This is a genomic window from Parabacteroides sp. AM17-47, assembly GCF_003434625.1.
Taxonomy (GTDB): domain Bacteria; phylum Bacteroidota; class Bacteroidia; order Bacteroidales; family Tannerellaceae; genus Parabacteroides; species Parabacteroides distasonis.
The window spans coordinates 23,903-46,538 of sequence record NZ_QTLI01000015.1 but is presented as its reverse complement, the minus strand read 5'-3'; the positions used below and the strand labels follow the sequence as shown (position 1 = coordinate 46,538).

Genomic DNA, 22,636 nt, shown 5'->3' with positions numbered 1-22,636 from the left:
TTTAAACCTAAATCATGAAGTTATGTTGACAGCAATGGTCATTGTGTTCCTTGTCGGTTATTTGATGATCGCATTGGAACATCCTCTAAAGATAAACAAGGCGGGAACGGCTTTGCTTATTGGTACTATCTTATGGGTTATGTACACGTACGCGGCCCCGTTTTTCATCCCGAGGGCCTCGGCAGAGGAATTCAGCTTGTTCTTGGAATCGTTCCCCTCTTTGGGTTCTTTAACGTTTAAGGAACAATGTACCCGGTTCGTCGTGGAGCATCAGGTTCTGGATAGTATCGGAGAGATCGCCGAGACGCTTATATTCCTGATCGGGGCGATGATAACCGTGGAGCTGATCGATGCCCATGGCGGTTTCATGTTTATCACGAATCATATTACCACGAAGAAAAAGAAGAAACTGCTGGCGTTGATCGCCGTGATCACGTTCTTTATGTCGGCCGTGTTGGACAACCTTACGACCTCGATTGTCATGATCATGCTGATCCGTAAGTTGCTCGGGAATTATAAAGAGCGGTGGGTGTTCGGCAGTATCATTATTATAGCGGCGAATAGCGGTGGCGCTTGGTCACCGATCGGCGACGTGACTACGATCATGCTTTGGGTAAGAGGAAATATCTCCACCTCATCCACGATCCCCCATTTGATCCTGCCGAGTATCGTATCGGCGTTGATCCCGGTCTTGATCGCCATGCGTTTCTTGCATGGCAACGTGACGCCCCCTAACGCGTTCTCGCAAATGGAGGCGGACAATGAGTTGCTGAAGAAATTGAAGGATAAGGAGAAGTTATCGATCTTGATCATCGGTGTGTTGTGTTTATTGTTCGTGCCTGTATTCAAGACGGTTACTCATCTTCCCCCGTTTATGGGTATCTTGATGGGAGTGGGTATTCTTTGGTTCTATACGGAGATGCTATACGCCCGTAAACCGATCGACGAGGACTTGAAATTGCGTTTGTCCAAGGTGGTTCACCGTATAGACGGGGCGACCTTGTTATTCTTCCTCGGAATCCTTTTGGCGGTGGATGCCTTGCGTTGCAGCGGCGTATTGTCGGATTTCGCTTTCTGGCTGGACGATACGGTAGGCAATGTGTATGCGGTGAACCTGATTATCGGCGCCTTATCGTCTATCGTGGATAATGTTCCGTTGGTAGCGGGTGCTATCGGTATGTACCCGGTGGCTACGGACGCTATGGTGGCTGCGGCGACTGATCCGGCTTATCTGGCGAACTTCATGCAAGACGGCGTGTTCTGGCAGTTCTTGGCTTATTGCGCAGGAGTAGGTGGAAGTATGTTGATCATCGGTTCCGCCGCCGGAGTCGTCGTGATGGGCTTGGAACGGATCAATTTTATTTGGTACTTGAAGAATATCTCTCTGTTGGCCTTGGCGGGATATTTGTCCGGCGCGGTGGTATATATTCTCCAGAATTTGATATTATAATAAGTATATGATATTAATTGCGGATAGCGGATCTACAAAGACGGAGTGGTGCCTGGCGGATCAAGGCAGACCGGTGCGTACGGTCGTGACAGCGGGTACCAATCCTTATTTCCAGACACGGGAGGAGATTGCCGGAGAAATCCGGGGTGCCTTATTGCCTGCGTTGAGGGGTGAGCGGATCGATGCCATTTACTTCTATGGCGCCGGTTGCGCCTTCCCGGAGAAGAACCGGATCGTGGAAGAGGCGATTACGCCTTATATCCCGGCTCCCATAGAGGTGTATAGTGACTTGATGGCGGCTGCTCGTGCCTTATGCGGGAGCCGTCCGGGAATCGCCTGTATATTGGGGACGGGATCGAATTCTTGTCTGTATGACGGGACGGAGATAACGGAGCATATCTCTCCCTTGGGATTCATTCTGGGGGATGAGGGTAGTGGCGCCGTGCTCGGGAAGTTATTGGTAGGGGATTGCTTGAAGCGTCAGTTGCCGGCGCCTTTGGTTCAGAAGTTTATGGATCAATATGAGTTGACGCCCGCCTTATTGTTGGAGCGGGTATATAAACAACCTTTCCCGAATCGTTTCTTGGCTACCTTATCCCGTTTCTTGTTGGAGAATATCACCGAGCAACCGATTTATAATTTGGTCTATACGAGTTTCCGTAGCTTTTTCCTCCGTAACGTGGCGTTATATCCGGGAGCTGATACGTACCCGATTCATTTCGTAGGCTCTATCGCCTATTATTATCAGGAGGTATTGAAAGCTGCGGCCTTATCCTTAGACTTGAAGGTCGGTACGGTCGTACAGGCTCCCATGAACGGATTGATCCGGTATCATTTTACGAACGAAGAAAAAAATGAATGAGTTATGGCATTTCAAAAGATAACCGAGTCGGAATCGTTGTACGATAATCTGGATCAGATGTCTGTCCGGGAGTTGCTGGAAGGCATCAATAACGAGGACCGGAAAGTGGCGATCGCCGTTGGCCGGGAGATCCCGAAGATCGAGAAGCTGGTAACCCGTATCGTAGAGCGGATGCGGAGAGGCGGCAGGCTCTTCTATATCGGGGCGGGTACGAGTGGTCGCTTGGGTGTCTTGGACGCCTCCGAGATCCCTCCCACGTACGGTATGCCGAATACCTTGGTGATCGGTTTGATCGCCGGCGGTGACCGGGCGCTCCGGAATCCAGTGGAGTCGGCGGAAGACGATCTGGATAAGGCTTGGGAGGAACTTCAACAATATCATATCAATACGAACGATACCTTGGTGGGGATAGCCGCCTCGGGTACGACTCCCTACGTGATTGGCGCCCTGCGTAAGGCACGCTCCGAGGGAATCCTGACGGCCTCTATCTCCTGCAACCCGGACTCCCCGATGGCGGCGGAGGCGGAGATCGCCATCGAGCCGGTAGTAGGTCCGGAGTTCGTCACCGGAAGTACGCGGATGAAGAGCGGTACGGCCCAGAAGATGGTGCTGAATATGATCACGACCTCCACGATGATCAAGCTTGGCCGGGTGAAGGGGAACCGGATGGTGAACATGCAACTGACCAACCAAAAATTGGTGGATCGTGGCACCCGTATGATCATGGAAGAGCTTCGTCTGGATTACGAGCAGAGCAAGAATCTCCTGCTCCTACATGGCTCCGTCCGGGAGGCGATCGATTCTTATCACCGTGAATGGCGGCTGAATCAATAAATAATTCCTATCTTTCGGGGTAAAACCTAAAAGATCGTTGATTATGATGTGGGATTTCATACTAAGACTTTTCGTGGCAGGTATTCTGGGCGCCGTTGTCGGGCTAGACCGTGAGTACCGTGCGAAGGAGGCGGGTTACCGGACTCACTTCCTTGTTTCGTTGGGTAGCGCGTTGATCATGGTTGTCTCCCAATATGGCTTCCAAGATGTCATCCTAGAGAATAGCGTAAGTCTCGATCCGAGCCGTGTGGCCGCCCAAGTGGTGAGTGGCATCGGTTTCATCGGGGCGGGTACGATCATCATCCAGAAACAATTCGTGCGGGGATTGACTACCGCCGCCGGTATCTGGGCGACCGCCGGTATCGGTCTGGCCGTCGGCTCAGGCATGTACGGGCTCGGTATCGCCGCCACTTTGTTGACGCTCGCCGGGCTGGAGCTGTTGAGCGTTATTTTTAAAAGCATTGGGATGCGAAGTTCCTTGGTGGTATTCTCTACCTCCGACAAGGAGGCGATCAACCGGATCGCCCGTGTTATCTACGAGAAAGGTTTCCTGCTGGTAAGCTATGACATGAAAAGACTGGGGCATCAGGAGAAGGACGAGTACGTCGTCAGCATCGTGTTGAAGGCCCGTAAAAACACGGAGGAAAGTCCACTGTTGCTATTGATGGAGCAATTTCCGGAGGTTACGGTGGAGAGAATTGAATAGTTATTCTGCATTGGCGGTAAGTTTTCGTATATTCGCGGCTCGAAACTATTTAATAATCGTACGATGAATTTTATTTCTAAGCTATTCAAGAAGAACGTATCTGAGGCGGAAGAGGCCGGCAAAGGTTCCGTGGAGGAGTTCGTATCTTTAATCCGTGTATATTATCAAGCCGTTATGGCTGTGAACTTGGGTATCACCAACTTGAACATGCTCGCCGATATGGCTTTGTTCAAACGCATGTTGAAGATACCGACCCAGAATAACAAATTGGGTGTCGCCGAGAAATCCCGTGTGCGCAAGGTGTTGATGGAGGATTACGGCCTAAGCGAGGCTTTCTTCAAGGAGATCGACAGCTCGGTGAAGAAGAACTGCAAGAACCAGAACGATATCAAGACGTATTTCTTCATGTTCCAAGGTTTCTGCAATGACTTGTTCAACTTGCTTGGTAATCTGATGCAGTGGAAGTTCCGCTTCTCCATGCTGGTGAAGAAGTTGCTGTATAATATGACGACGAAGACGGTTCACGAAATCTTGACCAAGTCCGAGTGGAAGGATATCAGCGTGCAGAAGGCCGCGTGGAGCGTGCGTAAGTATGCCGAGAAACTAGGCTACTCCGAGCAATGGATCACGGACTTCGTGTATAACGTCGTGCTTCTGGCGAAAGAGGACCAGAAGAAGGAACTCAAAAAGAACAAGGAAGCATGACCACCGAGCTGCATCCGCTAGGTTTCTTCCTCCCGGAGAATACGAGATTGCTGATGCTGGGAAGTTTCCCGCCTCCAAAAGCTCGTTGGAGCATGGATTTTTATTACCCGAATATCCAGAATGATATGTGGCGCATCCTTGGCTTGATTTTCTATGGGAACAAGGATGCGTTCCTGCGAGACAAGAAGGCGTTCAGCGAGGAGAAGGCGAAGGCTTTCTGCCGGGAGAAGGGGATCGGGATCGGTGATACCGCCATGGAGGTGATCCGCTTGAAAGCGAACGCCTCCGATAAGTTCCTTGAGGTGGTACGGCCGATCGATCCGGAAAAGGTCTTGTCCCAGATACCGGAATGCGTGGCGATCGTGGTAACCGGGCAGAAAGCGATGGATACTCTCCTCTCCGTATTGCCCGGCACGGAGGAGCCGAAAGTGGGCTTCTCGTCGGAATTTTCTTGTATGGGAAGGACGATGAGGCTGTTCCGTATGCCTTCATCCTCTAGAGCTTATCCGAGGCCGTTGGAGGAGAAGGCCGCTATTTACCGGGGGATGTTCGAGACTTTGGGGATGGTGTGAGGCAAGTCTGCCATACAGCATTCCTTGTTTACGCCCCACCTCTTCAAGGAGTGCGGTAAGCTCGGAAACGTCCTATCTGAATGATGTCCAATTATCTCTTTCGTGTATATACATATTTTAAGTACTTGATGCGACATTAGAACAGGAGAAACGCTGCGATATTTGCGACGTTATTCAGTTTAAAACGTCCGATTATGGAGTTTAATGCACGAACTTATTTCCAGTAAGGTACAGTTGTAGCATCTTATCGCCGTAAGATGTATGATCTTACTGTTGTAGGATGTATGATCTTACCGTTGTAAGATGTATCATCTTTCACGGATACTTGACATCTCCTTGTCTTGCGTCTTTTAGCAAAGTGACAGTTTGTAAATTTAAGTCCCGGAGAATCGATTCTTTCGGGCAAAGATGCGGTATGCTCCCGAAAACGAAAGAAAAAAGCGACAATCGATTGGTTGATAGGGCAATGCTGGAAAACGGCCTTTTATTCTAGCGGGATTTATTCATCGTATTTCATGTTTTGGGGGCAGGAAGGGAAGAAAAACGGTGCTACAATAGGGTTATAACAGGGTAAGAATGCCCATTTGCGACTACTCATAACCCTATTCTTGACTACTTACGATGCCCAACGGCAGTATTGGCGTAGCCTAACACGACCAGTTGCGTAGGCTTCCGCCACCTATCGTGTGTGAAAAACGCTCTATTTTAACAAAAAGGGGCACTTCTTGCTACCTCTTTCTCGCTAGTTTGCTAGGTTTGGAAAATAGGTGTGTCAAGGTAAATGCTCTATGGAAATCAAAAAGATGGCGAGAGACCGGTTGGGTTGACGGAAGGATATTTGCTGGAGAGTGGACATGATATAAAAAGAGGCGGATACCTTATGTATGGCCCGCCTCCTTTTTATTTTATGCATGAATAACTAGGGAATAGGGGGATCCTTATTCCCTAAATTATTAGTTTATTCCTTCGCCTTGAAGGCCCAGAAAGTAGCCTCACCCCATTGTGCCGTACCGGAGGCGGCGTAGGTTAAAACAAGGTTCTTGTCGTTCAGAAGCATGATATCGAACTCTGTCGGTTTATAACCGTTTCCATTGATCATGTAAGGGAATAAGATTGCTCCCTCGGATGTGTATAGCTTGCCGATTTCCCAAGAATCACTGGCCGTCATATCAAAGGAGAAAGTTCCTTCGTTGATCGTTTGGGATCCCGTGTTCTTCACGATTTTCTTGCCGCTCAGGATGAAGGTCATGTAAGCGTCCGGAGTTTCCTCGCCTGTAGCTGGAACTTTTAGACCCTCTAATTGTCCGGTAAGATCTGCGGGTGCGCAAGTCCACCAGATGCCGTTCTTGTTCGTAATGAAGTCTTCTGCGTTAGAAGCGGCTTTATAACCAAGGTTACCCCAACAGCCTCCTAAAACCTCGGAATCGTATGTCCAAACCTTCTCTCCATCTCCACAGAGATATGCCCATGCCGGGTCTACATCTACGTAAGTCGTGATGCTGAAAGTCTTTTGAAAAGAGGTGATGCTGCCATCTTGATTTATGGTACGAATCGTGAACGTTTGAGACTCCTCTCCACCGGGAGTTAAGTCAAACGATCCACTTGTTCCAGTGGTCAGGATATTTCCTGAGGGATCAAGTATCTGTACGGTCGTGGATGGATTTGTAGCGTATGTAAATTTGTTTTGACCTTCTACCGTTTGCATTAGGGTAGCGGCCTGTTCCAATTGCGCTTCAGTCATACTCGCTGCTATGGAGCCTTCTTCCTCTACCGTAGGATCGCAGGCGGTGAGGAGCATCGCGAAAAGTGAGATAACTATACTATATTTCTTCATGATTTTCTAATTAAAAGTTTGACCTTATTGAAATCGTTTTTACCATCGGTTATATTGGCTGTCTGAACCTTCCCAACCGGCGTTCTGGGTGATGCTGCCGTTCGACATATCCACCTCGCTCTCCGGTATCTTGAAGAATCCGGCGGTAGCGTTATATCGTGTGGCGTAGCCACCTCCGTGGGCTTTGTTAGAGTCCTCTTGGCCATTGGTGTATATCTTCACGTTGGTCTGCTTTTCCAATGCGGCGGCGGCTATGTGCCAGCGACGGATATCATTCCAGCGGATACTCTCAAAAGCGAGTTCCCAACGACGTTCGTTTTGCAGGGCTTGGAGTGAGTAAGACGAGATGGGGCTCAAGCCTGCTCTCTCTCGAACCCGGTTGATTCCGTCCGTGTTCTCTTTCAGCTCGGATTGCATTAGTAATACATCGGCGAAACGGATAAGCACAAGGTCGTGGATATTGTTCAGCTGTAAATTCTCGGAACCCTGTGCCCAGCCGTCAGTCCCGTACATTAGGTTCTCGAAGCATACGGAGTACGTGTCTCCATTTTTAGCGGCAACAGGGAGCCACTTCTTGGAGAGGTATCCGGTCTCTTGGATAAACTCACCACCGCCGCCGAATGCCCATCCTTGCTCGGTCCAAGCGGCGCAATCCGAAATGGAGGCGTCACGGCGTTTGTCGTTAGGCTCGGAACTTTTCCAATCGCTTACGAGGTTCGGGGCGGCGGGTCCTGCTCCCCAGCCTTGCCCGAAGGGGAAGGACTCGGCCACGCCTGCCATGCCGCGTACGCCGAAGTGTAGGGCGAAGTTATTCGCGTAACCAATGCTTGTGCTCCAGTCGGCTAATTTGTTGTATTTGATAGCGAACAAAGTCTCCGGATTCACGGCGTTGTCATCTTCCACCCATTTCAGGCCCTGTCCGGTGGTATAGTCGTAATCTTCTACCGTAAACCGGTTTGTATAGGCCCAAAGGTTGCGGAAGTCCGACGTGACCAGCGAGTAACCAGAATTGTTCACGCAATCGTCGATGTAGCCGATCACTTGGTCTTTCGTCAGTGTGGAACCGTCGGGCAAAGCCACGGAAGTCAACGGTGAGTAAGTGGTGCTGGTAAGCGCGGCCAAATCCTCGCCATTGCAATACATGCCTGTATAGAATAACCAAGCACGGCCCAACATGGCTTCGGCGGTGTATTTATCGACATGTCCGTCCGTCTTGCGAGTGGCGGGCATAATTTCCGCTGCATCACGCAGGTCTTGTAGGATTTGTCCCCATAGCTCAGCGGCGGTCGGTTGGCTTGGCTCAACGGATTGTGAGGTGATAGTGAGAGGAACACGACCGTACATGGAGGCCAGCTCGTAATAATAGAAAGCGCGTAGGAATTTCGCTTCTCCCTCTATCTGGTTCTTGTCGGATTCTGCCAGTTGGATATTTTCAATACCATCCAGCAAGGAGTTCGCACGGTTAATACCTTGGTAACGGTCTTTCCAGAATTGTTGGGTCATGTCTTGCTTGGAGTTCAGCAACATATCCAGAGATTGCATATGCAAGTCGTTTGGACCTCCGCCCCCTAGACAATCGTCGCTGGCCAGCATAGCGGCATAAAGGAAAGAGCACTCAGGTGTGGCGGACACTTGGTTCAAGTTCTGATAGATACCGGCTAACGCTTGTGTGGCATCCTCGGTCGTAGCGGGAAAGTTCTCGCTACTTTTTGTTACGTAATCCTCGGCATCCAGCGTACAAGAGGTGATTCCCCCCATGATCGAGGCCGCAATACCGATTAAATATATTGTTTTTTTCATCTTGATAATCAATTATTAGAATTTGACATTAACTCCTACCATATAGGTTCTCGCTTGGGGGTAGTTACCTACATCCACGCCCGTTACCCAGCTCTCTTTATCGTTGAGAGCGGTTCCGCACTCTGGATCCATTCCTTTATAACCTGTGAAGGTAAAGAGGTTTTGGGCGGAGACATACAAGCGAAGCTGCTGGAATTTGCAACTTTTCCATAGACGTTTGATGTCGTAGCCTAGGGTTACGTTTTGGATACGGAAATAGTCTGCGTCGTCCACGTAAATATCGGAAATGTTGATATGGTTCACGGTGTTACCGGGCAACAGGATCGGGTATCGGTTGGATGTTCCCTCGCCATGCCAGTAATTGTAGACGTTGCTGCTATAGTTATCGAACTGTCCGTTACCAAACTTACGATACGTGTGGGCAACCTGCATGCCGAACGCTCCGTAAGTGGAGATGTTCAAGTCAAAGCCTTTCCAGCTAAAATCTAGATTCAAGCCCATCGTGAGGTCTGGATGAGGATTACCGATCTCCGTCTTATCGCTGTCGTTGATCACGCCATCGCCATTGACATCGACAAATTTCAAGTCACCCGGGGCTATCGAGGTGCCTTGCAGGGAGTTAGAGGCATCCCCACCGCAATTCTGCTCAAGATAGACCTGTATATCCGCTTGATTTTGCATCACGCCATCGGTCTTATAGCCCCAGAAGTAACCGATAGGATGTCCTTCTTCCATACGGGCCATATAGGTGGTTCCCTCGGACAGAAGAGCGTTACCTCCATTTACGTAATGAGTACCGTTATTAACTTCTGTTACCTCATTCTTGTTATGCGCGAGGTTCAAGCCGATGCCATAGCTAAAGTCTGAGCCTACCTCATCCCTCCAATTTAAGGCAAGCTCGATACCCGTGTTCTTAACTGTACCGGCATTTGCGACCATGGAAGAGAAACCGTTGATTGAAGATACGGGTACGTCGATCAGCAAATCTTTTGTTTTCTTACTATACCAATCGAAGTTTGCGTTTAACCGGCCGTTCAAGAAGCGTGCGTCTAAACCTACGTTCGTCTGCTCCGATGTTTCCCATGTAATCTCGTTATTGGGTAACAAAGAGGGGTAAGCGCCTTGGGTTCCTCCGTTTTTATTATTATTGAAGGAATAAAGTCCTAAATCACCGAACGCGTATGTGGAGGCGTATTTGTACGCTCCAATATTCTCGTTACCATTTTGTCCCCAACTGGCGCGAACCTTCAAGAAATCCATCCAGTTTTTCGTGTTTTCCATCCAGCTCTCGTTACTCATCACCCAACCTGCGGAGAATGAGGGGAAGTAACCCCAGCGATGACCGCTGGAGAAATTGGAGGAACCATCGGCACGGACAATCGCGCTAAACATATAAGTTTCCTTGAGGTCGTAGTTGATACGGCCGAAATAGGATAGGATGGAGTGATCATCCACGGGATATCCTCCCACTATACCAGCGGTACGACCGGAGAAGTTGTTGAAGTAAGCATGCGAGAAATCTCCGAAGATGCTGGTCGTGGCGTGTCCTTCGATGGTTTCCGACATATTATTACCTTCTCTGGAATACTCTGTACCGACCAATACGTCGAAATGATTCTCCTTTACGTCGAAAGCATAGCTCAATGTATGTGTCATACCCCAATTCCAACCGATGGTCATATTCTCGTCCAGATAATCATCCGTATTCTGGTCGTTGTTATTATTTTTATAGATGCCGTTGTATGCTTTGTAGAGGCTGGAGTTCTGTTTGTAATAGACTTGGCCTTTATACTTCAAATCCTTTAACGGCTGTATCTCTATATAACCGATGGCGCTAAGATTGTGGTTCCGGCTTTTATTATTGCCACTGGTGGTATTTAACAAGGTGTTCATCGGGTTATTGATGTATTGGTTGAGCCCGAGTAAACCCATTGATCCGGATCCTTGCGCGATCAAGTCGTCGTAGTCGAATAACTCTCCTTGGCTATTGTATAATGGAACCAATGGATTGGCTCCCATCATGCTATAGATGCTGTTGGAGTATTGGTTACCGATTTGGATACCTTGGTTGGATGTGTGTTGGTAATATACGTTCTCACCGAATTTTATGATATCCAGATCCTTGTTTTTCCAAAGGATATGCTCGGAATTTAAACGAATGGTGAAGCGGCTGTAGTCGGATTTAACCGGACCACCGAAAATACCGTCTTGATACTGATAACCTACGCCAGTAGAGAACTTGGAGAGCTCTGAACCTCCGGTCACGTTCACGGAGTGAGATGTGGTTATCGCGTTCTTGTTGCGAAGTAACTCCAGCCAGTTCGTACCCGGGTTGGAACCGTTTTGATAGGATTCCAGTAAATCTGCGTCTAGGTATTGTGACCAATTGAAGGGCGATACGCCGGCGTTGAAGTTGATCTGGTCTTGAACGGCCATGTATTCTTTGGCGGTAAGCATATCCGGCATCTTTACTACATTCTGCCAACCGATGTTGCCGTCATAGGATACTTGCACTTTTCCTTCTTTACCTTGTTTTGTGGTAACCAAGATAACACCATTCGCCGCACGGGCACCATAGATGGCGGAGGAAGCGGCATCCTTTAATACGTCGATACGCTCGATATCGGCAGGGTTCAAGGAATTGATATCGCCCCCGGCCACACCATCAATAACATAGATAGGAGCCGTATCTCCATTCGTACCGGCACCACGGATGTTTACTTTAAATCCGTCACCCGGCTGACCGGAAGAAGCCACGATATTGACACCCGGGCTTTGATTCTGTAATGCGCTTAGTGGGCTGATCGTATTACGTTTAGCGACTTCATCGCCTTTTACCTCTACGGTCGCACCTGTCACCAACTTTTTCTTTTGTACACCATAGCCTACTACCACTACCTCGTCCAAGCTCTGTGAGTCCTCTTTCAAGGTGATCTGTAAGTCGGATGTTTGGGCGGTTACGGGAATCTCTTGGGTCATATAACCAATGTAGGAGATCTCTATGATAGAGCCGGGGGCGGCCTCTAAGCTGAACTTACCATCCAAATCGGTTATCACTCCGTTCGTCGTTCCCTTTACGATAACATTGGCACCGATGACTTCCATTCCTGTTGCGTCTTTCACGGTACCAGTGATTCTTTTTGTTTGTTGCATGACTTCCATCGAAGTACTAGGGGCGGCTAACATTTGTGGTATGCCACCTAGCTGGAAGGCCATACATGCGCCTAAAAACAGCGTCGTTTTCTTAATTGTTGAATTCATTATTTTTTACATTAAATCATATAAGGCTAAACTAAAATTCATTTACTCAATAGGGTCATTAGCGGTTAACTGCTAAAAACATTAGATTTTCGGTCCTTCCTCATAGGCAATTGTTTTTTGTTGTTAATATGTATTGTTAATTTCTGTCGCAAAATTACGTCGGATCCCAAGTGCGTTCAAATACTATTTTATCCAAGAATAATACTTTTTTGCCGGAGTGTATTTTTAACACATCGATGGGGTAGCCGTAGGCATGAAAGCCTTTGTGACTGGTCGCAAAGATAGATGTGTGAAGGAAAAGAGAAGGGGGGATTTTGTATAGAAATAGGGGGGGATATGTATTTATCCCTGTTAAAAAGGTCTCTTATACAATGATTTTTGTCTTTTTGTAGTTATCCCGGAACTCTTTGGGAGAGCAGTTTTTCTTTTTCTTAAAGATACGGTTGAAGTTCGAGAGGTTATTGAAGCCGCAGTCATAACAAATCTCCGCGATGGATCGTTGCGTGTCCACCAGCATGCGGGCGGCGTAACCGATACGGATATCGGTGATATAGTCGGAGAGGGTCTTCCCGGTCCTCAACTTGAAGAAACGGCTGAAAGCGGAAGGGGCCATACCTACGAGTTCAGCCAGTAGGTTCAGGCGGATATCCTGTTGGTATCGCTCGTTGATGTAATTTTGTACTTTTTGGATACGACGACTCTCGGAATGTATATCCGTTATTTTAGCGAACGAGGAACTAGCCAATACTTTGTAGTCCTCCTCGATGGAAAGCTCATACAAGATGGTCAAGAAGTTGATGACCGCATAAAAACTTTGCTCCTCGGAAACCAGCTTTTCCAGTAAATGGTAAACCTTCAAGATGGAAGACATCGGGAAACTGATGCCGCGTTGAGCTTTCTCCAACATTTTCCGGATACTGTTGAATTGGTTTTTCTCCAATATATTATTCCCGAAGAGATTGGGAGAGAACTGGATCGTGATCTCATGGATCAGAGGCGATTTACATGCGTTCTGCTCCCAGACATGTTCCAGTTCTTTCCCGGTTATCAATACTAACTCGTATTCTCCGATCACTTCCGCGGAATCACCGACCACATGCCTTACCCCCGGAGCGTGCTCAATGAAATTGAGCTCGTACTCCAAGTGGCAATGGATCGGATAGGTAAATTCTGTCTTACGTCGGTCTACGATGTAGAAGCAATCCTTTTCCGATAGTGGGGTTATTTCGTGGATAATGTCCATGTTTAGCTGACTGTTGATAGTTGACAATTGACAGTTAATGAACCTCGGTCAGCTCTATGACCTTGCTACGGGCATGAGCCGTAGAGAACACGTTCATTCCTATTTTCATCAAGAAATCTCCGCTGAAGGTACCTCCGTCGGTAACCAAGGTCGATTTCTGGCCCGGCATGAGGTTTATCTCTTGTACCTTATATTTCTTATTCGGGTCCAATCCTTGTAGCTTTACGGGGAAAGTCTTTTCTCCGAAGCGAGGGTGGATATCATAAGCGAATAGGACGGATTTGCTTTTTGCCTTATCCACGTACATCACGGATGAATGGTTGGTCTCGTAGGGGGAAACAAGACGGTAGAGATCGCCGTCGAGGATTGTGCCCTTTAGACGTTTGTAGTTGGCAACCGCTTCTTGGCAATATTTCATCTCGTCTTCGTTCATTTCCTTCAAGCTGATATCGAAGCCCATCTTACACATCATGGCCACGTCGGTACGGAACTTGATGGAGGTATTCTTGTTCCAGCTAGTCACGTGGGCGCACATTGCCTTTGCCGGGAAGAACTGGGAGAATCCCCATTGGATATACAAACGCTCGATCGGATCGGTGTTGTCGCTGCACCAGAATTCCGTGAAGTATTTCAATGCCTCGTAATCACAGCGGGCTCCACCACCGGAACAAAGCATGATTGGTAGGTGAGGGTATTTTTCGGCTACCCGTTTGAATACGTTATAGACTCCTCGTACATGATCGATATATAATTGATTCTGTTTCTCCTTGAGGTAAGGAGAATAGACATTGGTAATCGGGCTGTTGCAATCCCATTTGAAGAAAGCCAGATCCGGATTCTCGGTCATGATATTATCCACTACGCTGAATACGTAATCCTGTACTTTCGGGTTACTTAAGTCCAAGACAAGTTGATTGCGGTAGTAATAAGTCTCACGATTCGGTAGATGGATCGCCCAATCCGGGTGTTTCTCGAAAAGTTCGCTCTTGGGGTTTACCATCTCCGGCTCGATCCAGATACCGAATTTCACGCCGGCATCTTTAGCGGTCTGCACCAGATGAGGAATGCCGTTCGGCAACTTATCGTGTGTAACCTCCCAATCGCCCAATCCGGCCTTATCGTTTTGACGAGGGTATTTATTAGCGAACCAACCATCATCCAGCAAAAACATATCTACACCTAGATGCTTGGCTTCTTTCATTAGTTCCTCCAATTTCTTCTCGTTGAAATTGAAACCGGTCGATTCCCAGTTGTTCAGTAGGGTAAGGCGATCGCCTTTACCATCCTTGATCTGGTAATTACGTGCCCAATCATGGATATCACGACTGGCTTTTCCGGTTCCTTGGTTACTCAACGTAAAGATAAACTCAGGGGTGACGAACCATTCGTTCGGCTTCAATTCATAGGCGGACGCATAGGGATTGATGCCGGAGATGACACGAAGGTTACCGGCGTTGTCTACCTCGAACGTAAAGCGGTAGTTTCCAGTCCAACCGATCGTTCCCATTAAAACATCTCCTGTATTCTCGCTGGCCGGGGCACCTAACCCAATCTCAAAAAACGGGTAAGCGTGCATAGCGGCACGGGAGCCTAGTTTCGTATCGATAATCTTTTTCCCGAATTTCAAGTCTTGGCTGCTCATCTGTACTTCCTTGGCCCAGTCACCGCTAAACTCGGTCAATACATAGCGAGGACTCTCGAAATAAAGCATATTGGAAGCGTATTGGGTAATCGTGACCGGTTTTTTCTCCATATGACGAATCTCGGTCCAAGCCTTGATGACGTTTTCTTTAGCGAAAGTTACATAATGCAATTTAGCCTCCACTGGGTATACGTCGTCTTTCAGAGAGATGATTGTCTCCGTAACGTTATTGTCTAGTTTCTTGGATTCGCTGGAAACATACTTGAATATACTGGTCATGTTCCCGTCGTTGTGCTGGATGGCGAAAGCCGGTTCGAAATAATCCTCCGCTCCTGAACAAGGATACACTTCCCATCCACGGGTTGATACGCTGCCATCCGTTCCGGCTTGGATATTCCATGAGAGGTTCTCAAATTCGGATTCGTTTACTAATTTATTTCCCAGATAAGTTTGGTAGAGCCGTCCGTTGGGGGCTACTTGTAAAATCAAGTCCGTCTCGTTGGTCGAGATTAAGATCATCTTTTGATCGGCGGCTTTTACGAATGGCAAACAAAAACACAAAAGGATAACTGTAAGTAATAGATTTTTCATGGTAAATTATTTGAATGTGTAAATAGTAGAGACGTAGCGTGCCACGCCTCTACTAGAATACATATTGTAATTAATTCTGCTCTTTCAGGATCACGTCGTGAGCGCCACCCTCAACGATACTTGTAGAGGAGACAAGCGTGATCTTGGCATGCTGCTGCAACTCTTGGATAGAGATGGAACCGCAGCTACACATCGTAGCGATCATCTTACCCAATGTTACGTTTAAATTATCTTTCAATTTTCCGGCATACGGTACATAGCTGTCCACGCCTTCCTCGAATTTCAAGGACTCGTTTCCACCCATGTCATAGCGCTGCCAGTTCTTCGCACGGTTAGATCCCTCACCCCAATACTCCTTCACGAAGTTGTTTCCGATTTTCATCTTCTTCGTAGGAGACTCGTCGAAGCGGGCGAAATAACGGCCCATCATCAGGAAGTCGGCACCCATAGCCAACGCTAATACCATATGGTAATCGTGTACCAAGCCACCATCGCTACAGATAGGGATATAAACGCCGTGTCTCTTGAAATACTCGTCACGAGCTTTCGCTACGTCGATCAAGGCGGTAGCCTGTCCGCGACCGATACCTTTCTGCTCACGGGTGATACAGATGGAACCACCACCGATACCTACCTTGATGAAATCCGCTCCGGCGTCAGCCAAGTAGTTGAAACCATCTTGGTCAACCACGTTTCCGGCACCAACCAGTACCTTGTCTCCGTAGGTATCCTTGATCCAGTGCAAGGTCTCGTACTGCCATTCGGAATAGCCGTCGGAAGAGTCGATACACAATACGTCAACGCCAGCCTCTACCAATGCCGGAACACGTTCCTTATAGTCGCGGGTGTTGATACCGGCACCTACTAATAATTTCTTATCTCCGCCGGATAACTCTTTCGGATTCTCACGGTGGCTATCGTAGTCCTTGCGGAATACGAAGTATTGAAGCTTCTGATCCTTGTCGATGATTGGCAATGTATTCAACTTATGATCCCAGATAATCTGGTTCGCCTCTTTCAAGGTCATGCCTAGCTCGCCAACGATTAGTTTAGCGAACGGGGTCATGAAATCTTTCACCTTCATGTCGATCGGGTCTTTGCCTTCACGGTAATCGCGACTGGTTACCATACCTAGCAATTTGCCGTTAGGCGTACCGTCATCTGTTACACCAATCGTAGAATGTTCTGTCCGGCGGACTAGCTCAAGCACGTCGGCCAAGGTATTCTCGGGCGTAAGGTTAGAGTCGCTGATAACGAATCCGGCCTTGAATTTCTTTACTTTGCGAACCATATCCGCTTGGCTCTCGATCGGTTGCGAGCCGAAGATGAAGGAAAGTCCTCCGTTGCGAGCCAACTCGATTGCCAGTTTAGGGCCGGAAACCGATTGCATGATCGCGGAAACGAAAGGAATATTTAATTCAATAGCGGATTTCTCGCCAGACTTGAATTTCACAAGCGGCGTTTTCAATGAAACGTTTGCGGGAATACATTCTTTGGTGGTTAAACCGGGAATAAGTAAATACTCACCAAATGTTCTCGATACATCGTTTAAGTAGATTGCCATAAGATTTTATATTTACAGGATGAGTTTTTTTAATTGCGCAAAAGTAGCGATTTCTGTTCATATATGAATCACATGTTTACATGAAATGTTCGAAATATGCGTCACGCAACATTTATAGTTATGGATTTGTTATTAATGTAGATTTAAAAAGGAGGAAAATATGAGAGTTGTAGTTGATAAGGCTCAATCCAGAGGGTATGCGAATCACGGTTGGTTGAAAACACATCACACGTTTAGTTTTGCTAATTATTACAATCCGGAAAGGGTTCATTTCGGGATGCTACGTGTATTGAATGATGATTCCGTGGCGCCGGGTGAGGGATTCGATATGCATCCACATAAGAATATGGAGGTTATCTCCATCCCGTTAAAGGGATATTTACGCCATGGGGATAGCATAAAGAATAGCGAGGTGATTACGCCGGGAGATATTCAGGTGATGAGCGCCGGTACCGGTATCGTGCATAGTGAGTTCAACGACAGCGGTAATGAACAATTGGAGTTCTTGCAAATATGGGTATTTCCCCGTGAGGAGAATACCAAGCCTCATTATGCCAGTTATGACGTGCGTCCGGTTACTTCGGAAAAGAATAAGTTGTCCTTGATCATCGCTCCGGATGGTAGCGCTCCTGCGTCGATCAACCAAGACGCTTGGTTCTCTTTAGGAAACCTAGATGCCGGTCAAGTAAAGGAGTATAAGCTACATAGTGAAAATAATGGGGTTTATTTATTCGTGATCGACGGAGAGGTGGAGGTAAGTAATACGATCCTGTCTAAGCGTGACGGGGCCGGATTCTGGGAAACCGATAGCATTACGATAGAAGTCTTGAAGCACGCTAAAGTTCTTTTGATAGAAGTTCCGATGATGAAATAAATGTTGATAGGTTAGTGCTGGCGGGTATCTTAATAGTTGATGTAACAAAGCTATTAGGGTACCCGCTCTTTCCTTTTAATGTTTTATCGGTTTATCCGTGAAGTAATCGATCATCTGTAAGATCGCTCGGCTACAAGCTGGACAGAATGGAGCGTAATCACGCATCATACAGTGATCCATCGGGCGATAAATGCCTTTAGCGATGTAACCGCCTCCCTCGAATACGCCTGCCTTATCCTTATGGGCGTCATCTAATGGGGTAGGTATCGGTGTATTAGTCGGTAGAAGATCTTTCCATTTAGCATCGAAGTTAACCAAGGTCGTGATGTTCGGTTCCCAAGGCTCGTACTTCAAATTATAAAAATCTTGATAAGCGACCTCGGAACTGAAGTATTCATCGGCTAGGCCGGCGAAACTATGTCCGAACTCGTGAACGAATACGACCGGGGTACGTGGGTTATCGGCGGTTCCCATGGCATAAAAATTATACATACCGCCACCACCGTAAGCGTCCGTGTTTACCAAGATGAAGATTGCGTCGCAAGGAGCGTTCCATACGGCGTCACGTATAGATTTCATATCCGGGGTGGTTAAATAGCGATCTACCCCAAACGTATAATAGCCGGAATTCAATGCGGTATTCTTGAATATACCTTTACCGGATACATCTGTTCCCGATTCTTCCGAAACGGCATCTACCGCCCAGACATTGAAATCTTCCCGGCGAGTGTCATAAGGCGGGGTTTTAAACAATGCCTCCGTAAAACGTTTGGCATCAGCTACGAATTTCTCTTGCTCATCCGCCGTATAACCTTCCGCTAAGAATACGAGGTCTACTTTCCCGGAGGAATCCCCGTTATATTGGATTTTTGTGATCCGGTTTTCCTTGAGTTTCCCCCGGTCAATAAAAATACTGGCCGGATCAATCTCTTGTTTCAATAAAGGATGGAACTGCATGTCGGCCTTGTCTCTTGCCGTAATCTCAATGATGACAGGAGCTTTCGGATAGGGGATAGAGATGCTATTTGTCCAAGATTGTGTCTCGGTCTTCGCTTGCTCCGTACTTCTCCATTCTTCGAATAACGTATTGAATCCTCGTGAGTAGATCAACTCTTTACCGGCTTTATCATATACATTAATATAATACCCTCCATAACCAAACGGATCGATTAAGTTTTTGACCGGCCCCGCCCAGACAGGTTCTTCCCGGAGTTGTTGTATGGCGGCGGCTTGGAAATCCCAATTTCCACTCAATGCGAAATCAATCCGGAGACTTTTCTTCGTGAAGTGTTTTTCAAAATTAGTTTGTGCCAGACAAGTGAAACTGTAAAGAATGGCGAATAATAATAAGGTTATTCTTGCTCTCATAGATCTATAATATTTATCATGTGTCAACTTTATGACGCAAATGTATATTATTTTTTTTTAGATTTGCCACGATTAGTGTATTATACTCGTTTATAAATAAATTAGACCTATGTTTAGAGAGATCAGACGAAAAGACCGGATTTTGGATAATGAGTTGGCAATTCGTTTATTGGAGGAGGCGGAATATGGTTTTTTGGCCATGTCGGGGATAAATGGGTATGGGTATGGAATCCCGATCAATTATGTAAAGGAAGGGGATTCTATTTATTTCCATTGCGCTCCGGAAGGGTATAAGCTGGAATGTCTACGAGAAAACCCGAAAGTGAGTTTCACGGTAGTTGGCGCTACACAAATCGTTCCGGGAAAATTCACGACAGGTTACGAGAGCACTATCGCTTTTGGAGAGATGCATTTGGATTTGCCGGAAGAAGAGCGTCGGTATGCCTTGCGGCTACTCGTGAATAAATATTCATCGGCGTTTAAGGAGATCGGCGAAAAGTATATTGAGAAATCTTTTTACCGGACTAATATCTTACGTCTAGATATCTCGCATATCTCGGGAAAGTGTAAACGATTGTCTCAATTAGTATAAAAAAAGGGGGCCTAACCCCCTTTCCTGCAATATATCAATGATGGCTTAAATAATTAGAGACTCCTGCGTTTGTCGCTTTCATGGCGTCTTTTCCTTTGGACCAATTTGCCGGGCAAACCTCGCCATATTCTTCGAAGTGCTGTAAGGCGTCGACCATACGGAGAGCCTCGTCTACGTTACGGCCTAATGGTAAATCGTTGATTACATAATGACGGATCAAGCCCTCTTTGTCAATCAGGAACAGACCCCGGTAAGCGACCGGATTTCCTCTGGAGATAAGTTCTCCACTTTCGTTCGTAATATAATCAGCGGCCAATACGCCAAAGTTTTCAGAGATGGTTTTGGAAAAATCGGATACGAGTGGATAAGTCACCCCATGGATACCTCCTTTATTCTTATCTTGGTTTAACCATGCGAAATGAGAAAATTGAGAATCGACGGAGCAACCAACCACCGCTACGTTACGTCTTTCGAATTCCTGTAACTTTTGTTGGAAGGCATGTAATTCTGTCGGGCAAACGAATGTAAAGTCCATCGGATAGAAAAACATGACTACATACTTCTTGCCTACATATTGTTCCAAAGAGAAATCCTCGATGATCTCATTGCCATTCACTACTGCCGGAGCGTGGAATTCCGGTGCCTTTTTACCTATTAATGCTTTCATATTATAATTAATTTGTTTGTTAAGTAACAAGCGTAAGTGAAGGTTTGTTGTTGCTTTTTAGTAAAGAGACTGATTTTCTTGTGAAATAGACCTAAAGTTTATGCTTTAAAATTTCTCTGATTTTCAAAGATTTTATTTCTTTGTAACTTATTGATGTTAATAAAGAAAGTATATGGAGGTTTCCGAGGTAAAACAGCGTTTGCTGACAGATTTTTTTACATATTATCCCATGGGAGGTGCTCTGTATGATAAAAACGGTGCGCTAATTGATATAAATAAGTCCTTAAACGAGAAATTTCCTTTTACGAATGAAGCGGACTTCTTATTAAATAATCTTTTTCGTACAGATTTGTTGACCGATCTTCAAAAACAATATCTGCGTGGGGGAAGCGTGGTTTCCGGTTCTTTGCCTGTACCGTATTCTATCATCCCCTCAATGAATGAGAATAGAGAGATTCTTGGATATACCTTATTATTAACGGGTAATCCGGCGGTCGGGCAGGAGGCAGCCGGTTATGACCGGGAATTGAAGGAATTGACGGACATGTCGCAAAAGATGGCGGAAGCGGTTCCAGATACGATCCTTTTGGTAAACAAGCAATTGATCGTAGAGCGGATTATCGCTTATGCTGTGGAGACTTGTATAACGCCGGAGTCGATCAATCGGCGTATCGATGATCTTCCGGGTTTCATTTATCCGGATGAGACTAAGCGTCGTGTGGCCGCGATTGTGCAAAGTTGCTTGAATAAGTCGGAGATCATGAATTTAGATTTATCGATTCCGGGACATAACGCTCCGATCGTTTATTTTAAACTACGGTTGGTACCTGTACATGACCGGTATGTGATTATTTATATACGGAATGTATCGGAGCTCGTTGAGCAGGAGAAAGCGAATGAGGCGTTAAGCAGTAAGTTGTCCGAAAGCCGGATGATGATGGAGCTTGCTTTGCAGAATAGCAAGATTACGACTTATTCTTTTAATTTCAGCCGGTTTAAGTCTTGCGATAAAGTACATTGTAACCGTTGTTTCCAGTTTTATGGCACGACCAATAGTTTATTGAAACGTAATCAGTTCATCTGTCAGGCTTTGCCGCAACTTCGTCACCCGGACGATTCTGGTGACTTTTTCTATCTATTCAATACGATCCGTACGAATAAATTGGATGAATATAAAATAGATTTTCGTCTAAAGAACGATGATAACACCTATCGGATCTATGAGGTGATCGGTAAGACGCATGAGAAAGATGAGAATGGCTTCCCGAATTTGATTGTTGGTTGTATGATCGATGATCAAGAACGATTGGAGTTTGAGGAAGACTTGATCCGTGCCAAGGAAAAAGCGGAGGAGGCGGATATGCTTAAGTCTACTTTCTTAGCGAATATGACCCATGAGATCCGTACGCCGTTGAACGCTATTGTCGGTTTCTCTGATTTGTTAGGAGTGGAGGAGGATTCGGAATTGCGCCAAAATTATATTAGTTTGATCAAGATGAACAATGATTTACTTTTAAGTATAGTAAATGATGTTTTGGATATTTCCAGAATCGAGTCTGATATGATGACGTTTACTTATATGGATGTTTATTTACCTTCCTTTATGAAAGATCTATATAACTCCATACAATTACGTAGACCGGAAGGGGTGGAAATGACCTTGGATGCATGTCCCGATATCATATTTAATATAGATCGAAATCGATTATGGCAAATCTGCATGAATTTATTGACGAATGCGGTTAAGCATACTAAAAAAGGTCGTATCTGGTTTGGATATACAATTGAGGCTGAGGAGAAAATGATTAAGTTTTATGTCTCGGATACAGGTTGTGGCATTCCTAAGGATGAATTGGATAATATCTTTGCCCGATTCGTGCAATTAAGCGATTTTGAGCAAGGAGTTGGATTGGGATTAGCAATTTGTAAAGGTCTGGTATTAAAAATGGGCGGTAATATTTCAGTGATTTCCGAAGAAGGATTTGGTTCTACATTTATTTTCACTTTACCTATGAAAAGACCCAATAGTTGGAAAAACTAGTGAACAATACTCTTTGAAATTCGGTTGTCT

The 22,636-nt window shown here is 46.4% G+C and carries 17 protein-coding genes; 9 read left to right on the top strand and 8 right to left on the bottom strand.

Annotation, left to right across the window (positions count from 1 at the left end; all coding sequences use genetic code 11):
• Positions 1-22: 22 nt before the first annotated feature.
• The 6 genes from nhaD (at position 23) to DW205_RS13140 (ending at position 5,129) form a co-directional block, all read left to right on the top strand.
• Positions 23-1,450 carry a sodium:proton antiporter NhaD gene (gene nhaD / locus DW205_RS13165; protein WP_005865615.1) on the top strand — a complete coding sequence of 476 codons (1,428 nt, stop codon included), beginning with the start codon at positions 23-25 and terminating at the stop codon, positions 1,448-1,450.
• 7 nt (positions 1,451-1,457) lie between these two features.
• On the top strand, positions 1,458-2,312 hold the full coding sequence (locus DW205_RS13160; protein ID WP_005865617.1) for an ATPase: 855 nt from the start codon (positions 1,458-1,460) through the stop codon (positions 2,310-2,312).
• Between the two features lie 3 nt (positions 2,313-2,315).
• Positions 2,316-3,146 carry an N-acetylmuramic acid 6-phosphate etherase gene (gene murQ, locus DW205_RS13155; RefSeq protein WP_005855245.1) on the top strand — a complete coding sequence of 277 codons (831 nt, stop codon included), beginning with the start codon at positions 2,316-2,318 and terminating at the stop codon, positions 3,144-3,146.
• A gap of 43 nt (positions 3,147-3,189) precedes the next feature.
• Entirely contained in the window at positions 3,190-3,852 is a 663-nt protein-coding gene (locus tag DW205_RS13150; protein WP_005855247.1) for an MgtC/SapB family protein, read from the top strand.
• Positions 3,853-3,915: 63 nt separating this feature from the next.
• Positions 3,916-4,557 (top strand): hypothetical protein, encoded by a 642-nt coding sequence (locus DW205_RS13145; RefSeq protein ID WP_005865620.1) that lies wholly within the window; start codon positions 3,916-3,918, stop codon positions 4,555-4,557.
• A complete protein-coding gene (locus tag DW205_RS13140) occupies positions 4,554-5,129 on the top strand; it encodes a uracil-DNA glycosylase family protein (RefSeq protein WP_005865622.1) in 576 nt (191 codons plus the stop codon). The genes DW205_RS13145 and DW205_RS13140 overlap by 4 nt, the downstream gene beginning before the upstream one ends.
• Before the next feature lie 958 nt (positions 5,130-6,087).
• Here DW205_RS13140 and DW205_RS13130 read toward each other — a convergent pair.
• The 6 genes from DW205_RS13130 to DW205_RS13105 form a co-directional block, all read right to left on the bottom strand.
• Positions 6,088-6,963 (bottom strand): hypothetical protein, encoded by an 876-nt coding sequence (locus DW205_RS13130; protein WP_005865624.1) that lies wholly within the window; start codon positions 6,961-6,963, stop codon positions 6,088-6,090.
• A gap of 39 nt (positions 6,964-7,002) precedes the next feature.
• Positions 7,003-8,763, bottom strand: coding sequence for a RagB/SusD family nutrient uptake outer membrane protein (locus DW205_RS13125; RefSeq protein ID WP_005865626.1), 1,761 nt, complete (start codon positions 8,761-8,763; stop codon positions 7,003-7,005).
• Positions 8,764-8,778: 15 nt separating this feature from the next.
• Positions 8,779-12,024, bottom strand: coding sequence for a TonB-dependent receptor (locus DW205_RS13120; protein WP_005865628.1), 3,246 nt, complete (start codon positions 12,022-12,024; stop codon positions 8,779-8,781).
• A 364-nt stretch (positions 12,025-12,388) separates the two neighbouring features.
• A complete protein-coding gene (locus tag DW205_RS13115) occupies positions 12,389-13,267 on the bottom strand; it encodes an AraC family transcriptional regulator (protein WP_121963101.1) in 879 nt (292 codons plus the stop codon).
• Positions 13,268-13,301: 34 nt separating this feature from the next.
• A complete protein-coding gene (locus tag DW205_RS13110; protein WP_005865632.1) occupies positions 13,302-15,500 on the bottom strand; it encodes an alpha-galactosidase in 2,199 nt (732 codons plus the stop codon).
• 70 nt (positions 15,501-15,570) lie between these two features.
• Complete coding sequence (locus tag DW205_RS13105) at positions 15,571-17,064, bottom strand: IMP dehydrogenase (protein ID WP_005855263.1); 1,494 nt, start codon at positions 17,062-17,064, stop codon at positions 15,571-15,573.
• 160 nt (positions 17,065-17,224) lie between these two features.
• On the opposite strand from DW205_RS13105, the gene DW205_RS13100 reads away from it, so the two are divergent.
• Positions 17,225-17,938 carry a pirin family protein gene (locus DW205_RS13100; RefSeq protein WP_005865634.1) on the top strand — a complete coding sequence of 238 codons (714 nt, stop codon included), beginning with the start codon at positions 17,225-17,227 and terminating at the stop codon, positions 17,936-17,938.
• Between the two features lie 75 nt (positions 17,939-18,013).
• On the opposite strand, the gene DW205_RS13095 is transcribed toward DW205_RS13100, so the two are convergent.
• Complete coding sequence (locus DW205_RS13095; RefSeq protein WP_005865635.1) at positions 18,014-19,306, bottom strand: M64 family metallopeptidase; 1,293 nt, start codon at positions 19,304-19,306, stop codon at positions 18,014-18,016.
• A gap of 109 nt (positions 19,307-19,415) precedes the next feature.
• Here DW205_RS13095 and DW205_RS13090 point away from each other — a divergent pair, with 109 nt between their 5' ends.
• Complete coding sequence (locus DW205_RS13090) at positions 19,416-19,898, top strand: pyridoxamine 5'-phosphate oxidase family protein (protein WP_005865637.1); 483 nt, start codon at positions 19,416-19,418, stop codon at positions 19,896-19,898.
• A 34-nt stretch (positions 19,899-19,932) separates the two neighbouring features.
• On the opposite strand, the gene DW205_RS13085 is transcribed toward DW205_RS13090, so the two are convergent.
• Positions 19,933-20,565, bottom strand: coding sequence for a peroxiredoxin (locus DW205_RS13085; RefSeq protein WP_008774437.1), 633 nt, complete (start codon positions 20,563-20,565; stop codon positions 19,933-19,935).
• Between the two features lie 172 nt (positions 20,566-20,737).
• Here DW205_RS13085 and DW205_RS13080 point away from each other — a divergent pair, with 172 nt between their 5' ends.
• Positions 20,738-22,606, top strand: a complete 1,869-nt coding sequence (locus tag DW205_RS13080; protein WP_005865639.1) for a HAMP domain-containing sensor histidine kinase — start codon at positions 20,738-20,740, stop codon at positions 22,604-22,606.
• The last annotated feature ends 30 nt before the right edge of the window (positions 22,607-22,636 follow it).

Excerpts from the sequence above, each read along its gene's own strand:
- DW205_RS13095 (WP_005865635.1), bottom strand. The coding sequence starts at position 19,306 with ATGAGAGCAAGAATAACCTTATTATTATTCGCCATTCTTTACAGTTTC.
- DW205_RS13100 (WP_005865634.1), top strand. The coding sequence starts at position 17,225 with ATGAGAGTTGTAGTTGATAAGGCTCAATCCAGAGGGTATGCGAATCAC.
- DW205_RS13150 (WP_005855247.1), top strand. The coding sequence starts at position 3,190 with ATGATGTGGGATTTCATACTAAGACTTTTCGTGGCAGGTATTCTGGGC.
- DW205_RS13140 (WP_005865622.1), top strand. The coding sequence starts at position 4,554 with ATGACCACCGAGCTGCATCCGCTAGGTTTCTTCCTCCCGGAGAATACG.
- DW205_RS13145 (WP_005865620.1), top strand. The coding sequence starts at position 3,916 with ATGAATTTTATTTCTAAGCTATTCAAGAAGAACGTATCTGAGGCGGAA.
- DW205_RS13085 (WP_008774437.1), bottom strand. The coding sequence starts at position 20,565 with ATGAAAGCATTAATAGGTAAAAAGGCACCGGAATTCCACGCTCCGGCA.
- DW205_RS13130 (WP_005865624.1), bottom strand. The coding sequence starts at position 6,963 with ATGAAGAAATATAGTATAGTTATCTCACTTTTCGCGATGCTCCTCACC.
- DW205_RS13125 (WP_005865626.1), bottom strand. The coding sequence starts at position 8,763 with ATGAAAAAAACAATATATTTAATCGGTATTGCGGCCTCGATCATGGGG.
- nhaD (WP_005865615.1), top strand. The coding sequence starts at position 23 with ATGTTGACAGCAATGGTCATTGTGTTCCTTGTCGGTTATTTGATGATC.
- DW205_RS13080 (WP_005865639.1), top strand. The coding sequence starts at position 20,738 with ATGGAGGTTTCCGAGGTAAAACAGCGTTTGCTGACAGATTTTTTTACA.
- murQ (WP_005855245.1), top strand. The coding sequence starts at position 2,316 with ATGGCATTTCAAAAGATAACCGAGTCGGAATCGTTGTACGATAATCTG.
- DW205_RS13105 (WP_005855263.1), bottom strand. The coding sequence starts at position 17,064 with ATGGCAATCTACTTAAACGATGTATCGAGAACATTTGGTGAGTATTTA.
- DW205_RS13110 (WP_005865632.1), bottom strand. The coding sequence starts at position 15,500 with ATGAAAAATCTATTACTTACAGTTATCCTTTTGTGTTTTTGTTTGCCA.
- DW205_RS13160 (WP_005865617.1), top strand. The coding sequence starts at position 1,458 with ATGATATTAATTGCGGATAGCGGATCTACAAAGACGGAGTGGTGCCTG.
- DW205_RS13120 (WP_005865628.1), bottom strand. The coding sequence starts at position 12,024 with ATGAATTCAACAATTAAGAAAACGACGCTGTTTTTAGGCGCATGTATG.
- DW205_RS13115 (WP_121963101.1), bottom strand. The coding sequence starts at position 13,267 with ATGGACATTATCCACGAAATAACCCCACTATCGGAAAAGGATTGCTTC.
- DW205_RS13090 (WP_005865637.1), top strand. The coding sequence starts at position 19,416 with ATGTTTAGAGAGATCAGACGAAAAGACCGGATTTTGGATAATGAGTTG.